Consider the following 14,563-nt stretch of genomic DNA (forward strand, 5'->3'; position numbering starts at 1 on the left):
ACACAGGTGGGTTTGCGTGATCTGGCCGATTACGCGCGGTACTTCAATTGCGTCGAAGGCAATACCACGTTTTACGCCCTGCCCAAACAGGAAGTGGTGATGCGCTGGCGTGATATGACGCCTGAGTCTTTCCGTTTTTGTTTTAAATTTCCTTCCATCATCAGCCATAAAGCCGCACTGGCGAATTGTCAGGAAGACGTCGATATGTTTTACCGCACGCTCGAACCGCTCGGTGAACGCATCGGCCAGCTCTGGCTGCAACTTCCTGCCGCATTTGCGCCCGTACATCTTGATCGCCTGTGGCAATTTCTTGATGCCCTGCCCGCCGGTTTCGATTACGGCGTTGAAGTGCGCCATGCGGATTTCTTCAATAAAGGTGAGGAAGAACGGGCGCTGAATCAGGGATTACATCTGCGCGGCATTAATCGTGCGATCCTTGACAGTCGCCCGGTTCACAGCTCAACCTCCACCACCGAAGCGGTGCTCGAAGCCAAACGCAAAAAACCGATACTGCCGCTGCACGCGCTGGCGACATCCTCCCGCCCGATTGTCCGCTTTATCGGCGGCGACAGTCTTGAGGCAAACCGTCCACTTTTCGGCCAGTGGATTGCAAAACTCAACGACTGGCAATCACAGGGATTGTCACCGTATCTGTTTATTCATACGCCCGATTGTTCCGACGCGCCCCAGCAGGCACGCTACCTGTGGCAGGATCTGCGTCAGCACATTCCTTCGGTCCAGCCCGCGCCGGACTGGCCGGAGCAGGATGCGTTGTTCTAAGAATATTCAGGTTTTTCTGACGACAGTTTTATGCCTTCCCGTTATCATGGCTACGCAGCGGAAAATCAGTGCTGTTCCGCCGGGATACAGGGAATAACCAAGGAAGTCATCATGATTAGCGCGTTATATGTCGTGCTTGCCGCCATACTTTTGATCAAACTCTCTTTCGATGTTGTCCGTCTGCGGATGCAATACCGTATCGCCACCGGCGACGGCGGATCCTACGAATTACAAACCGCCATACGTGTACACGGCAACGCTGTAGAATATCTGCCGATTGGCTGTTTATTATTGTTGTATATGGAAATGAACGGCGCGGCGATATGGACTGTACACGCCTGCGGCCTGTTACTGATCCTCGGCCGGTTATTCCATTATTACGGGCTGAAAAACCGCGAATTTGCCTGGCGCCGTAATGGCATGGCTGCCACCTATATTTCTCTGGTGCTGATGGTGGTGATCAATATTATCTATCTGCCGTGGTCGCAATTCCTCAACTTTGACTGAGCACTGAACATTTGCCAGACAGATTTGATGCCCTTTTGAAACAACTCCCAGGCGCGCAGGTATCTGCCTGCGCCAGTATCTGCTAAAATCTGCCCTCAACTTTTTACCCACATTCTTTTTGGCCTGACTCACCGCTATGGCAAACCACGATACGCTGTTTTCTGCACCTATAGATAAGCTTGGCGACTGGACGTTCGATGAACGCGTCGCGGAAGTTTTCCCTGACATGATCCAACGCTCTGTTCCGGGCTATTCCAACATTATTTCGATGATTGGCATGCTCGCCGAGCGCTTCGTTCAGCCCGACTCCAATGTCTATGATCTGGGCTGTTCGCTGGGTGCTGCCACGCTGTCGATGCGTCGTAACATTAAGGTGCCGGGCTGCGAAATTATTGCTGTCGATAACTCTCCCGCCATGGTGGAACGCTGCCGTCGTCACATTGATGCTTTCCGTGCGGATACACCGGTCAGCGTGATCGAATCCGATATTCTCGATATCGAGCTGAAAAATGCCTCGATGGTAGTGCTCAACTTTACCCTGCAATTCCTCGAACCGGCTGACCGCCAGCGTTTGCTGAATCAGGTGTATCAGGGCATGCGTCCGGGCGCGGCGCTGGTGCTGTCAGAAAAATTCAGCTTCGAAGACAAAGACGTCGGCGAACTGTTGTTCAATATGCATCACGACTTCAAACGTGCGAACGGCTACAGCGAGCTGGAAATCAGCCAGAAACGCAGCATGCTCGAAAACGTTATGCTGACCGATTCCGTCGAAACGCATAAAGCCCGCCTGCATCAGGCCGGTTTCCAGCACACGGAAGTCTGGTTCCAGTGTTTTAACTTCGGCTCACTGATTGCGCTGAAAGCCGGAGAAGCACAATGATTGATTTCGGTGATTTTTATCGCGTTATCGCCAAAGGGCCGTTAAGTCCGTGGCTCAATACTTTGCCTTCGCAACTGACCGCGTGGCAGAAAGAATCTCTGCACGGCAAATTCAAACTGTGGTTTAACTCGGTGGATCGTTTGCCGCTGTTGCAGCCGGAACGTCTGGATTTGTTGCACAGCGTCAGCGCCAATATGGAAGTCCCTTTGCCTGCCGGTCAGCGCGAAGGGATTGAAAACCTGCTGCGTAATATGATGCCATGGCGCAAAGGACCATTCTCGCTGTACGACGTTGAAATCAATACTGAATGGCGCTCTGACTGGAAATGGGATCGCGTTTTGCCGCACATTTCTTCCCTTGCTGGCCGCACGATTTTAGATGTCGGCTGCGGCAGCGGTTATCACATGTGGCGCATGATTGGTGCAGGCGCACATCTGGCGGTGGGTATCGATCCGATGCAGTTGTTCCTGTGTCAGTTCGAGGCCGTGCGTAAATTACTGGGGGGCGATCAGCGCGCACATTTGCTGCCGCTGGGCATCGAACAATTACCCGAGCTGAACGCTTTCGACACCGTTTTTTCCATGGGCGTGCTGTATCACCGCCGTTCGCCATTAGATCATCTTCTGCAACTGAAAAATCAGCTGGTCAGCGAAGGGGAACTGGTGCTCGAAACGTTGGTTGTCGAAGGTAACAGCGAGCAGGTCCTGGTGCCGGGTGACCGTTACGCGCAGATGGGGAATATTTATTTCATCCCTTCTGCTGAAGCCCTGAAAAACTGGCTGATCAAATGCGGCTTTGTGGATGTGCGTATTGCGGATGTCAGCGTCACGACACTTGAAGAACAGCGCCGTACCGACTGGATGACCAGCGAATCACTGGCTGAATTCCTCGACCCGAATGATCCGACCAAAACTATCGAAGGCTATCCGGCTCCTCGCCGCGCCTTGCTCATCGCCCGCAAGCCATAACGACCTTCCTCCTCCGCCAGACATCTTCCTGTCTGGCGGAAGTCATTGCTCACACTTTATCCTCACTTTCAGTCACGTCACTCTGTACATCACGCTGTAAAAAGGTCTAACCTTTCAGAAGGCTATCGGTTTGTTATGACGGAGATCGTCGTTCGCATTACGGGAGGAAGTATGAAGTTCCCTAAAGGCAGCATCGTTAAACACAGATCTGGCGATATCAAAGGTACCGTGATGAATACTTTTGAATCAGAGCACGACATCGTGTCGTATTACGTTTCCTGGGAAGATGGCAGCAGCAGTCTGCACAAGGAAAACGAATTGCACTGGGCAAATATTGACGTCGCTATCAGAATAAAAAATTTTTACGAGAAGTAATTGTTTCCGCGTCAGCCACAGCCCTTTGTAAAGCTCCACGTTTTGACGCTATATCATTGGATTGATTCATAGCATTTCGTGTATAAATTCGGCCAACCAATTTATCCGTACGCAAGTATTTCGTGGAGAAATTAATGCGCAGAAGAATTCGATTCCTCATGGATCGGGCTGTTATTGTTCTAGGCCTTTTCGTGATGTGCCTGGTGGTGAAAGCAGGAATGTTCGGTGTGGCGCTGCTGACCTGGGGCTGAGGTGCTGCCCGTCATAAAAAGCGCCGCCCGGGCGCTTTTTCAGGCCAAGAAAACCGGATTAATGGTCATCTTTAAATTTTGGTTCGGGTAATACCGCTGGCGTTGAATCCTGATATTGCAGCCAGTTGCTCCAGATATCTTTAACACGCAACTCGATGAGTTCCATTTTCCGCGACAGCGACATCACGCCTCTGATCGTCCCGCCCTGATAGTCGGTGTACGTCGCAAAAGTGGCTTTCTCTTCAAACGCATCCCACGCCTGAGTTTCCTCATCAAACGCTTTCAGCACAGCTGCTGCGTCAGGATCCGGGTTCGGACCTGTAGCCGTTTGCTCAATACGTTTTCTGGCCGCCACAAGGTACGTCTGTTTCACCCAATTCAGCTTGTCAATTTTTTCCGCATAACAATCGTTCATATCCAGCGTCGTTTGCTGAGGGTTGCCTGCACAGTCAATGGCAAATGTCTCAGCACCATTATCCAGAACACTGCTGGGTTGTTTATCAGCGGCAAATAATGAGTGCGTAAATCCCAACAGCGCGAGAGTAATCACTAACTTTTTCATGTCCCTGTCCGGCGGTAACAATTTGATGAGCAGACAGATTATCCGAATCAATTACACAACGACAGCAGAATCAGGAGCACAAAAAAAGCCCCGCCAACATGACGGGGCCTGGTACTTGCGCAGGGCGACGCAATAAGGGTCGTGTGACCCGGTTAAATCTTTGAGTTATTACGCCGTGCGGGATATTTCATCGTCAAACTGCAATGTGCTTTTCATTGCGGCAACAATATCGCCATCCACGCAATAACGACTGAATTCATCAAAGTCAGTATCAGAACTCATAGTGACACCGGCTTTCCGGTAGCGCATGGCGGATTTCACCTGACGCCCTGCTGAACTGTGTAACTCCGTCAGCCCGATATCCACAAACTTCTGCAAATTCGTCAGACGCACACCCGCGCCAGCCATAATAATTGGACCACGCGTCAGCTGATTGAGTTCCCGAAGCATCGGTAAACCGACTTCAGCATTTTGTTGTTGCCCGGAGGTCAGAATGCGCGCCACCCCTAACTGAGTCAACTGCTCCAGTGCAATCTTCGGGTTAAGGCACATGTCGAATGCGCGATGGAATGTTACGGCCATATCGCCGCACAGCGCCATCACCTCCCACATTCTCGCCATATCAATATGCCCTTCCGCATCCAGCATGCCGACCACCAGACCCGGATAGCCGAGATCGCGAATACAAGCGATGTCGCTTTTCAACACCTCAAATTCACTCTGGCTGTAGCAAAAGTCACCCCCCCTCGGACGGACAATCGGATGTACAGGGATGGTCACTTTTTCCCTTGCCAGTTTGAGGGTACCGTAACTCGGCGTAATGCCCCCGTCAGCCTGACTGGCGCACAATTCAACACGATCGGCCCCGGCTTGTTCTGCTGTCAATGCACAGTCCACGCTGTAACAACACACTTCTAATTTAGTCATGTGATCTCTCCTGATTACGGCATTATGCTACAACACTTGTCTGCAGCCGGCCATGTCGCGTAGGCTTTGAGATGAGCATCCCCACCCAATCTGTTTGCTTAGGAAAGCTAACTATGACACTCAATTTTGATTTATGGGTAGACCGCAGTCACAGTGATAGCGTTAAGTGGAATAAATACAATAATCAGGATGTGATACCGCTTTGGGTTGCCGATACCGACTTCACTTCTCCGCCTCAGGTTATCAAAGAGTTGCAGCAACGTGTCGCAGAAGGCGTATTTGGGTATGGTTTCACACCGCCGGAACTCATTGATTTAGTGGTAAAACGTCTGGCGGATCGTTACGAATGGGCTATTAAGCCCGAATGGATCGTCTGGTTACCAGGCCTGGTGTGCGGATTAAACGTCGCCGTCCGCGCCACTGTTGCACCACAAAACTCCAGTCTGATGCCCATGCCCATTTATCCGCCGTTTATGCAGGCGGCTCAGGCTGAAGGGCGTCAGTTTAAATCCATTAATGTAACTGAGCAGCAACAGCGCTGGGTGGCCGATTTTTCCACGGCCGACAATCTACTGGATGGCAGCGAAAAGCTGCTGATGCTCTGCAACCCGTATAACCCCGGTGGCACGGTGTATCGTCGCGAGGAATTACTCGAACAGCAGGCCTTCGCGCAACGTCACGATCTTGTGGTGTGTTCGGATGAAATCCACTGTGACCTGATCCTCGAACCGGGCCTGAAACACATCCCGTTCGCCTCACTCAATGCCGATGCCGAACAGCGTTCGATCACGCTGATGTCGCCGTCCAAAACCTTCAACCTTGCCGGTCTGGGCGCGTCGATGGCGATTATTCCTGACCCGGAACTACGCCGGAAATTCCTTGAGGCCAGTCACGGCATTGTGCCGCACGTCAATATTTTGGCGTATGTCGCCGCGACCGCCGCTTATCGCGATGGCGAGGAATGGCTTAACGCACAGCTCGAATACCTGCGAGGTAACCGCGAACGGGTGACAGCCAGAATCAACGCTATGCCAGGATTGCGCATGCTGGCGCCGGAAGGCACATACCTTGGCTGGATTGATGCCAGCGCACTGCCGGTGCAGGACCCTTACCATTTCTTTGTGGACGCCGGGGTCGGTTTCTCAGGTGGCGCTGATTTTGGCGCACCGGCTTATGTGCGTATCAATCTGGGTTGCCAGCGCGCGTTACTGGAAAAAGCGCTGGATCGCATGGAAGCGGCGTTACTGACGCTGCAACGTTAACCGTCTTCCCTTTCGCTGGCGACAATCGCCCGCAGGCTGTGCGGGTGAAATTTGATGGTCACAGAGCCGTCAGTGATTGCCAGCGTCGGGTTAGGCAAACGCTCGTTCTCCCCTTTGGGCGCACTTTGTTTCAGCTTAATACCGGGCGTCATTAGCGCTTCATCAGCAATCAGCGCCAGCGCCCGTGTATATAATTCGTCTTCAGCACCGGGCAGGACAATCTCAATATGTTCCCAGCCTTCGTGCGGGTAACGTTTATCGCCGGGATATGGTAACTCGACCAGATCAATACTCAGCGGCCCGACCTGCAAAGGTTCGTTGAGCGAAAACAGACAAATTGGCCGGCCGTTAATCAGGGTCTCATTCAACAGGCTGCCGCACTTTTCCAGGCCGGTTTTCCAGCGATCCGCCGTCGTGTTCTGATGACAACGCACTGAAATATGATCTGCGTGAAACCCACCCAGATTAATGTGCAATTTTGCAGCGAACGCCGTCAGTACGTCGACAAAGCGCGGTAAATCATCAGCTAAATCCTGTAACTCCGGCACGTGATTCATGGCGGTCATCCTATCTTGTTTTCGTTTGCAGATCTTCAGGGTCGGGTAATTTACACAGCCTTTCATCCGGTTGCCAGAGACATGCCGCACAATCGCGTTTTCCTTAGCCCGGACGTGCGGTGATACTGACGCCGCAAGGCTAATATGATATAAACACGCATCATTTTAGGTTCGTCCACCATGGGATGAACAGCAAACAACCACATTCCTAAATAAAGGTACTTCGGTGAATATTCAGTCACTTCTTTCAGAAAAAGTCAGCCAGGCGCTGATCGCTGCAGGCGCCTCAGCCGACAGCGAAGCGCAAGTCCGTCAGTCCGCTAAAGCTCAGTTTGGCGACTATCAGGCTAATGGTGTTATGTCCGTGGCAAAAAAACTCGGTATGCCACCGCGACAACTGGCAGAGAAAGTCGTTGAACTGTTAGACCTGAGCGGCATCGCGAATAAAGTCGAAATCGCCGGGCCGGGTTTCATCAATATCTTCCTGGATCCTGCTTTTGTTGCTGCGCATGTAGACAGCGCCCTTAACGATGAAAAACTGGGTATCACACCGGTTGAACCCCAAACTATCGTCATCGATTATTCTGCGCCAAACGTGGCGAAAGAAATGCACGTTGGCCACATCCGCTCCACCATTATCGGCGACGCGGCTGTGCGCACCAATGAATTCCTCGGCCATAAAGTGATCCGCGCTAACCACGTTGGCGACTGGGGTACACAGTTCGGCATGCTGATTGCCTATCTGGAAAAAGTACAGAACGAAAACGCCGGTGACATGAATCTGGCTGATCTGGAAGAATTCTACCGCGCGGCGAAGAAAAACTACGACGAAGACGAAGCCTTCGCCGAGCGGGCGCGTGGCTACGTGGTGAAACTGCAAGGCGGCGATGAATACTGCCTGCAGATGTGGCGCAAGCTGGTTGACGTGACCATGAAGCAAAACCAGCTAACCTACAATCGTCTGAACGTCACCCTGACCGAAGACGATGTGATGGGTGAAAGCCTGTACAACAGCATGCTGCCGGGCATCGTTTCCGACCTGCAGGCCAAAGGTCTGGCCGTCGACAGCGAAGGCGCAGTTGTTGTCTATCTTGATGAATACAAAAATAAAGAAGGCGATCCGATGGGCGTCATCATCCGTAAAAAAGATGGCGGCTACCTGTACACCACCACCGATATCGCCTGCGCGAAATACCGCTACGAAACACTCGGGGCCGACCGCGTGCTGTATTATATCGACTCCCGTCAGCACCAGCACCTGATGCAGGCATGGACCATAGCGCGTAAAGCCGGTTACGTGCCGGATTCTGTGGCGCTGGAACACCATATGTTCGGCATGATGCTGGGCAAAGACGGTAAGCCGTTCAAAACCCGCTCAGGTGGCACAGTGAAACTGTCTGATCTGCTGGATGAAGCGATTGATCGCGCACGTAAGCTGATCACCGAAAAGAATCCGGAAATGAAAGACGCCGGGGAGCTGGAAAAACTGGTTAACGCGGTGGGTATCGGCGCAATCAAGTATGCTGATCTGTCAAAAAGCCGTACTACCGATTACATCTTCGACTGGGACAACATGCTGGCGTTCGAAGGTAACACCGCGCCGTATATGCAATATGCCTATACCCGCGTAGCCTCTATCTTTAAACGTGCAGACATCGACGTGAACAGTCTGACTCAACCGGTTGTACTGAGCGAGGAACGTGAAGCTGCGCTGGCGACCCGTCTGTTGCAGTTCGAAGAAGTACTGACCGTTGTCGCCCGCGAAGGCACGCCACACACCATGTGTGCGTATCTGTACGACGTGGCTGGCCTGTTCTCCAGCTTCTACGAGCATTGCCCGATCCTTAATGCAGAAGATGAAACCAGCCGTAACAGCCGCCTGAAACTGGCACTGCTGACACAACGCACGCTGAAAACCGGTCTGGATACGCTGGGTATCGAAACCGTAGAACGCATGTAACGCACGGTTGTGGATATTAAAAAAGGGCGCTCATGCGCCCTTTTGTGTTTCTGTAATCTGCGTCAGTCCAGCTTACGGGCAAATTCTTTCACCCTGAAGCCCAGCAGGCCAAGCACGGCAAAGTAAGCGACTACGCCGACAGCAACCACTGCCGCCAGACGCGCCAGACGATACGCCATTCCCCCCACATCCCATGCAGGCATCAGCCACATCATGCCGAGCAATGCTGCTGACATGGCAACCACCGCGACAATCAGCTTAATCAGGAACACTCTCCAGCCCGGCAAAGGCTGGAAGATATCCTGCTTACGCAGTTGCCAGTAAAGCAGCGAAGCATTCAGACAGGCTGCCAGACCAATCGACAGGGAAAGCCCCGCGTGTTTGAGTGGGCCGATAAAGGCCAGGTTCATCACCTGCGTCATCAGCAAGGTAATGATGGCGATTTTCACCGGTGTTTTGATGTTCTGACGTGAATAAAAGCCCGGAGCCAGCACTTTCACCACGATCAGCCCCATCAGCCCGACGGAATAGGCCACCAGTGCACGTTGCGTCATCGAAGCATCAAACGCGCTGAACTTGCCGTACTGGAATAATGCCACCGTAAGCGGTTTGGCCAGAATCCCCAGGGCGACGGAACTTGGCAACGCCAGCAGGAAACACAGACGCAAGCCCCAGTCCATCAGGCGATTGTATTCACCGTGATTTCCGCTGGAAAAGCTTCGCGCCAGCGAAGGCAGCAAAATCGTGCCCAGCGCCACGCCCAGCACACCGGAAGGAAACTCCATCAGGCGGTCAGCGTAATACATCCATGAAACTGAGCCGGAGACCAGAAACGAGGCAAAAATCGTGTTGATGATCAGTGAAATCTGGCTGACGGAAACACCCAAAATCGCCGGTCCCATCTGGCGCATTACGCGCCATACACCGGCATCTTTCAGGTTCAGGCGCGGCAGCACCAGCATGCCGATTTTCTTCAGGTGTGGCAGCTGATAACCGAGTTGCAGCAAGCCACCGGCCACCACGGCCCAGGCCAGCGCCAGCACCGGCGGGTGAAAATACGGCGCGGCAAATAACGCAAAACCGATCATGCTGACGTTCAGGAAGGTCGGCGCAAACGCCGGTATCGAGAAGCGGTTCCAGGTGTTGAGTATCGCTCCGACCAGCGAGGCCAGAGAAATAAGCAGGATATACGGGAAGGTGATCCGCAGCAGAGAACTGGTGAGCGCAAATTTGTCCGGTGAATCCACAAAACCCGGCGCAGTGATATAAATCACCCACGGCGCCGCGAGCATGCCCAGCACGGTGACAATCGCCAGAACCAGCGTCAGCAACCCGGAGACATACGCAATAAAGGTGCGCGTAGCTTCTTCGCCCTGCTGAGTTTTGTACTCGGCAAGAATTGGCACGAACGCCTGTGAGAATGCGCCTTCGGCAAAAATACGACGCAACAAATTGGGCAGTTTGAACGCCACAAAAAAGGCGTCGGTGACCATTCCGGCGCCAAATACACGTGCCACAATGGCATCGCGGGCAAAACCTAATACACGTGAAAACATCGTCATGGAACTGACGGCTGCCAGAGATTTAAGTAGATTCATGTCACTTTTCTTGTTTACCGGTTTACATGTATATCAAATAGTTAAACCATCACGCCTGCATCAGCAGGCGTGAGAGATGAAGCCGCATGGCTCAAAGATGCGCTTAGTCTACGCATCCGCAATACAATAGCCACCGGCAGTTGTTTTATGTTGTTATAGAGTGTTAACCACGCCATCCCGCGCGGCTTTTTTGTTAAGAATTCAGAATCTTCTCGATCATTGCCTGCGCATAAATCGCCTGCTCGCCGCTGGTTTCCGGCGCCGTCTGATTACTCACGCAGGCCACAAAGTGTTCAATGGCACCGACAAATCCGCGCTGTGTCAGGGTACTTTGCCAGCCCGGTACCGGCAGTTGTGTGAGAATATCCTGCTGTTCCTCGCGCCAGATTTGCATATTGTCCAGCTGATACACCGCGCCTTCAGTCACCGCCTGCACGCTCTCGCGGAAAGTCCCTGCCCGGCGATGCATCGATGTCGTCACCAGCGTTTCGCCACAGAGGAAATGATGTTCGCCGTACAACATCTGATTCGCTTCGTTAATCTGAATCAGACCGCTTTCCAGACTGGCATTACCGCCTGCCAGCCACAGCGCGGTATCGACCACGTGCAGATAATCGTCCAGCAAGGTGAATCGCAGATCGTTTGGCCCCACGCTATCCGTCCGGTGTTTGTCCATGCGCAAAGATGCAGCGCTCTGCATGTTATCTTTGAGCTGACGATACAACGGTGCAAAGCGACGGTTGAAGCCGACCATCAGCGTTTTGCCTGTCTTGCGCGCCTGTTCAACCAACTGCTCAGCCTGCTCAAGCTCAGCAGCCAGCGGTTTATCGACATACACATGCAAGCCCTGCGCCAGCAATTGCCCGACCACTTCAAAATGGCTGGCGGTGCTGCTGTGCACAAAAACCGCGTCACACTGGCCCGCCAGTTCATCCATGCGGGAAAAACACGCCATACGATAACTGTCGCAAATGGTCTGCGCCTTTTGCTGATTCGGGGAAAACCCGCCGACCAGCGTCCAGTTTTCAGCGTGACTCAGCACCGGCAGATAGGCTTTTTGCGCAATCCCACCCAGCCCGATAACACCAATACGTAATTTACTCACAACCCGCTCCTGTTAATCAGCCAGATGTTGCAACAAATTTTCCAGACGCTGTTTCAGCTCCGCCACTTCAGCTTCCAGTGTTTCCACGCGCGCGGTCAGAGTCAGATCAGCGCTTTGTGCCCCGGCGCTGAACAGCGGTTCTTCATGGGTACTGGCCACATTGCTGACTTCGCCGCTGAAAAGATGCATATAGCGGCTTTCACGTTTCCCGGGTTCTCGGGCCAGACGCACGCAGAACGGGCCGTCTTCGCGGTTTGTCAGTTCAGTCAGCGTTTGTTCAACTTCGGCAACGTCCGAGAAATCATGCAGACGGTTAGTGCGGGTACGCAACTCGCCCGGCGTTTGTGCGCCGCGCAACAACAGCGTGGTCACTACAGCCACTTCCTGCGGGGAAAATTTGAGATTGCCGAATTCAGAATTACAGAAACGGTGCTCATACTTCATGGTACGTGAGCCGCTCAGGGTGCGGATAATGTGTTTGCGCAGCAGCAAATCCAGCGTTTGCTGAACGTCACTTTCGCTCAGTTCCATCACCGGCTCGCGGTTCGTCTTCTGATTGCAGGCCGTGGTCAGGCCGTTAAGGGTCATCGGATACTGTTCTGGCGTGGTGAGTTGTTTTTCCAGTAAACAGCCCACAACACGGGCCTCCCGGGCGCTGAGTTCGTGTTTCATGTTGCTCTCCTTATCGGGACGGGGGTGTCCATTCTTGCCAGGTTAATGCCGTCAGCACGTGATCCTGCCATTTGCCGTCAATCAGCAGGTAATCTTTGGCGTAACCTTCGCGTTCAAAGCCGAGACGTTCGAGAAGCTGGCCGCTGCGTTTATTGTGCGGCATGTAATTGGCCATGATGCGGTGCATTTTTTGCTGGCGTTGCATATAGCGGATAAGCGTCTGCAACGCTTCCTGCATCAGACCTTTACCCTGCCATTCCTGGCCGAGCGAATACCCGAGGAAACAGGCATGGAAAGAACCGCGCAGCACATTGCTGAAATTCGCCACGCCCATCACGCGATTTTCATCGGGGTCGAGCAGGATGAAGTAATACGCACTGCCTTGTTTTTGCATCTCGGTAATCAGCCCCAGACGCGCCTGCCATCCTGAGGGATAACAATGGCTTTCATCCCTGACCGGTTCCCACGGTTTCAGAAACGCGCGGTTCTCAGCGTAGTATTCAGCCAGCCGGTGCGCATCACGGTCATGAACCAGGCGCAGGACCATCCGATCAGTGGTAAGCCGCACCTTTGGCACGGCAGATTTGTAGCCAAACATCCCTTCCCTCCACATCCCGCATGGGTCGATAAATAGAATTTATAGGAAACGACAGATCACCGCTAATTCTGCCAGTCAGAGCGCGGCTTGACGATAAAAAAATATTATCAATAGCGCCCTATCTAAATGCCTGTTTCCGGTTCAGACTGGAACGGTCTTTTCTCCTTTCTGTATCTGCCGGACAGGATACATATAATCGCTCATGGTGAAGCATGTCTCTGGTATCACAAGCTCGGAGCTTGGGTAAGTATTTTCTGTTATTAGACAACGCGCTGGTTATTTTAGGCTTTTTCGTGGTTTTTCCGTTGATCTCGATCCGATTTGTCGATCAGCTTGGCTGGGCGGCAATGGCCGTCGGCCTGGCACTCGGCGTTCGTCAGCTTACGCAACAGGGACTGGGCATTTTTGGCGGGGCGATTGCTGACCGGTTTGGGGCGAAACCCATGATTATCACCGGCATGTTATTGCGCGCGGCGGGCTTTGCCACGATGGCGATGGCCGATCAACCGTGGATTCTGGTCTGTTCGTGTATTCTCTCCGGTCTTGGCGGCACGTTGTTTGATCCGCCGCGTACCGCGCTGGTCATAAAACTGACCCGTCCGCACGAGCGCAGCCGCTTCTTCTCCCTGATGATGATGCAGGACAGCGCGGGTGCCGTCATTGGCGCACTGATCGGTAGCTGGCTGCTGCAATATGATTTCCATTACGTCTGCTGGACCGGAGCCGCAATCTTTTGTCTGGCCGCGGCCTGCAACGCCTGGCTGTTACCGGCTTACCGCATTTCCACCCTGCGCACCCCTATGCGCGAAGGCATGATGCGCGTGCTGCGCGACCGTCGTTTTCTGGCCTACGTGCTGACGCTGACTGGCTATTACATGCTGACCGTGCAGGTGATGCTGATGTTGCCGATTGCGGTCAATGATGTCGCGGGCAGCCCGTCGGCGGTGAAATGGATGTACGCCATTGAAGCCGTACTGTCGCTGACGCTCTTGTATCCGATTGCCCGCTGGAGCGAAAAACGTTTCCGTCTTGAACAGCGCCTGATGTTCGGTCTGCTGATCATGACATTGAGCCTGCTGCCGGTCGGGCTGGTTACCTCAATCAATCCGTTATTATTGCTGATTGGCTTTTTCTACATTGGTTCGATCATCGCCGAACCGGCGCGTGAAACCCTGGGTGCATCTCTGGCCGACGCCCGCGCACGCGGCAGCTACATGGGCTTCAGCCGTCTGGGACTGGCTCTGGGCGGCGTCATCGGTTATACCGGTGGCGGCTGGATGTACGACACCGGCCGTGCGCTCGAACTGCCTGAATTGCCGTGGTTATTACTCGGCGTCGTTGGCTTCATCACCCTCACCGGTTTGTACTGGCAGTTCAACCTGCGCCGCATCGAACCGGCCATGCTCAGCGGCAGTTGATCTTCCGTAATTTCTTATGCAGTACCCTGATGGAAACCGCGTTCCAGAGAATGCGGTTTGATCTCACATCCATCTATACCCATACTGAATCATAGCGTTAGACAAAATCCGAACCTACATCCGGCAGTTTTCATGCACCCTAC

General features: G+C 53.2%; 15 protein-coding genes. 8 read left to right on the plus strand and 7 right to left on the minus strand.

Translation table 11 applies throughout. The features are described from left to right. From DXU84_RS04815 to DXU84_RS04835, 5 genes are all read left to right on the plus strand, one after another. The coding region (locus DXU84_RS04815; protein ID WP_153375125.1) for a DUF72 domain-containing protein at positions 1-780 on the plus strand (780 nt) is incomplete at its 5' end. A 111-nt stretch (positions 781-891) separates the two neighbouring features. Beyond that, on the plus strand, positions 892-1,287 hold the full coding sequence (locus tag DXU84_RS04820) for an MAPEG family protein (protein WP_013575030.1): 396 nt from the start codon (positions 892-894) through the stop codon (positions 1,285-1,287). A 136-nt stretch (positions 1,288-1,423) separates the two neighbouring features. Continuing rightward, positions 1,424-2,167, plus strand: a complete 744-nt coding sequence (gene cmoA, locus DXU84_RS04825) for a carboxy-S-adenosyl-L-methionine synthase CmoA (protein WP_013575029.1) — start codon at positions 1,424-1,426, stop codon at positions 2,165-2,167. Then, positions 2,164-3,135 (plus strand): tRNA 5-methoxyuridine(34)/uridine 5-oxyacetic acid(34) synthase CmoB, encoded by a 972-nt coding sequence (gene cmoB, locus DXU84_RS04830; protein WP_013575028.1) that lies wholly within the window; start codon positions 2,164-2,166, stop codon positions 3,133-3,135. The genes cmoA and cmoB overlap by 4 nt, the downstream gene beginning before the upstream one ends. Before the next feature lie 171 nt (positions 3,136-3,306). Further along, positions 3,307-3,510 carry a hypothetical protein gene (locus tag DXU84_RS04835; protein ID WP_013575027.1) on the plus strand — a complete coding sequence of 68 codons (204 nt, stop codon included), beginning with the start codon at positions 3,307-3,309 and terminating at the stop codon, positions 3,508-3,510. 309 nt (positions 3,511-3,819) lie between these two features. On the opposite strand, the gene DXU84_RS04840 is transcribed toward DXU84_RS04835, so the two are convergent. Together DXU84_RS04840 and cutC are read right to left on the minus strand one after the other, a co-directional pair. After that, positions 3,820-4,323, minus strand: a complete 504-nt coding sequence (locus DXU84_RS04840; protein WP_013575025.1) for a lysozyme inhibitor LprI family protein — start codon at positions 4,321-4,323, stop codon at positions 3,820-3,822. Positions 4,324-4,491: 168 nt separating this feature from the next. After that, positions 4,492-5,250: a copper homeostasis protein CutC gene (gene cutC / locus DXU84_RS04845; RefSeq protein ID WP_013575024.1), complete on the minus strand. Its 759-nt coding sequence runs from the start codon at positions 5,248-5,250 to the stop codon at positions 4,492-4,494. A 113-nt stretch (positions 5,251-5,363) separates the two neighbouring features. On the opposite strand from cutC, the gene DXU84_RS04850 reads away from it, so the two are divergent. Next, complete coding sequence (locus DXU84_RS04850) at positions 5,364-6,512, plus strand: MalY/PatB family protein (protein WP_013575023.1); 1,149 nt, start codon at positions 5,364-5,366, stop codon at positions 6,510-6,512. Here DXU84_RS04850 and DXU84_RS04855 read toward each other — a convergent pair. Continuing rightward, positions 6,509-7,078, minus strand: a complete 570-nt coding sequence (locus tag DXU84_RS04855) for a VOC family protein (RefSeq protein WP_037036566.1) — start codon at positions 7,076-7,078, stop codon at positions 6,509-6,511. The two genes, DXU84_RS04850 and DXU84_RS04855, sit on opposite strands and share 4 nt — an antisense overlap. A 217-nt stretch (positions 7,079-7,295) precedes the next feature. On the opposite strand from DXU84_RS04855, the gene argS reads away from it, so the two are divergent. Next, positions 7,296-9,029: an arginine--tRNA ligase gene (argS, locus tag DXU84_RS04860; RefSeq protein WP_112198648.1), complete on the plus strand. Its 1,734-nt coding sequence runs from the start codon at positions 7,296-7,298 to the stop codon at positions 9,027-9,029. 62 nt (positions 9,030-9,091) lie between these two features. Here argS and murJ read toward each other — a convergent pair whose 3' ends face one another. The 4 genes from murJ to rimJ form a co-directional block, all read right to left on the minus strand. Next, positions 9,092-10,627, minus strand: coding sequence for a murein biosynthesis integral membrane protein MurJ (gene murJ / locus DXU84_RS04865; protein ID WP_013575020.1), 1,536 nt, complete (start codon positions 10,625-10,627; stop codon positions 9,092-9,094). A gap of 193 nt (positions 10,628-10,820) precedes the next feature. Next, positions 10,821-11,732, minus strand: a complete 912-nt coding sequence (locus tag DXU84_RS04870) for a Gfo/Idh/MocA family protein (RefSeq protein WP_370461727.1) — start codon at positions 11,730-11,732, stop codon at positions 10,821-10,823. Between the two features lie 12 nt (positions 11,733-11,744). Then, the gene (locus tag DXU84_RS04875; RefSeq protein ID WP_112198646.1) at positions 11,745-12,404 is read right to left on the minus strand and encodes a DUF480 domain-containing protein; all 660 of its coding nucleotides are present in this window, start codon (positions 12,402-12,404) and stop codon (positions 11,745-11,747) included. A 10-nt stretch (positions 12,405-12,414) separates the two neighbouring features. Continuing rightward, on the minus strand, positions 12,415-13,002 hold the full coding sequence (rimJ, locus tag DXU84_RS04880) for a ribosomal protein S5-alanine N-acetyltransferase (RefSeq protein WP_013575017.1): 588 nt from the start codon (positions 13,000-13,002) through the stop codon (positions 12,415-12,417). Positions 13,003-13,214: 212 nt separating this feature from the next. Here rimJ and mdtH point away from each other — a divergent pair, with 212 nt between their 5' ends. Further along, a complete protein-coding gene (mdtH, locus tag DXU84_RS04885) occupies positions 13,215-14,420 on the plus strand; it encodes a multidrug efflux MFS transporter MdtH (protein ID WP_013575016.1) in 1,206 nt (401 codons plus the stop codon). The last annotated feature ends 143 nt before the right edge of the window (positions 14,421-14,563 follow it).

The organism is Rahnella sp. RcJ3 (assembly GCF_009498575.1).
Lineage (GTDB): Bacteria > Pseudomonadota > Gammaproteobacteria > Enterobacterales > Enterobacteriaceae > Rahnella > Rahnella aceris.

Coding starts and splice junctions, on each gene's coding strand:
- DXU84_RS04855 (WP_037036566.1), bottom strand. CDS start 7,078: ATGACCGCCATGAATCACGTGCCGGAGTTACAGGATTTAGCTGATGAT.
- murJ (WP_013575020.1), bottom strand. CDS start 10,627: ATGAATCTACTTAAATCTCTGGCAGCCGTCAGTTCCATGACGATGTTT.
- DXU84_RS04835 (WP_013575027.1), top strand. CDS start 3,307: ATGAAGTTCCCTAAAGGCAGCATCGTTAAACACAGATCTGGCGATATC.
- mdtH (WP_013575016.1), top strand. CDS start 13,215: ATGTCTCTGGTATCACAAGCTCGGAGCTTGGGTAAGTATTTTCTGTTA.
- DXU84_RS04840 (WP_013575025.1), bottom strand. CDS start 4,323: ATGAAAAAGTTAGTGATTACTCTCGCGCTGTTGGGATTTACGCACTCA.
- rimJ (WP_013575017.1), bottom strand. CDS start 13,002: ATGTTTGGCTACAAATCTGCCGTGCCAAAGGTGCGGCTTACCACTGAT.
- cutC (WP_013575024.1), bottom strand. CDS start 5,250: ATGACTAAATTAGAAGTGTGTTGTTACAGCGTGGACTGTGCATTGACA.
- DXU84_RS04850 (WP_013575023.1), top strand. CDS start 5,364: ATGACACTCAATTTTGATTTATGGGTAGACCGCAGTCACAGTGATAGC.
- DXU84_RS04820 (WP_013575030.1), top strand. CDS start 892: ATGATTAGCGCGTTATATGTCGTGCTTGCCGCCATACTTTTGATCAAA.
- cmoB (WP_013575028.1), top strand. CDS start 2,164: ATGATTGATTTCGGTGATTTTTATCGCGTTATCGCCAAAGGGCCGTTA.
- cmoA (WP_013575029.1), top strand. CDS start 1,424: ATGGCAAACCACGATACGCTGTTTTCTGCACCTATAGATAAGCTTGGC.
- DXU84_RS04875 (WP_112198646.1), bottom strand. CDS start 12,404: ATGAAACACGAACTCAGCGCCCGGGAGGCCCGTGTTGTGGGCTGTTTA.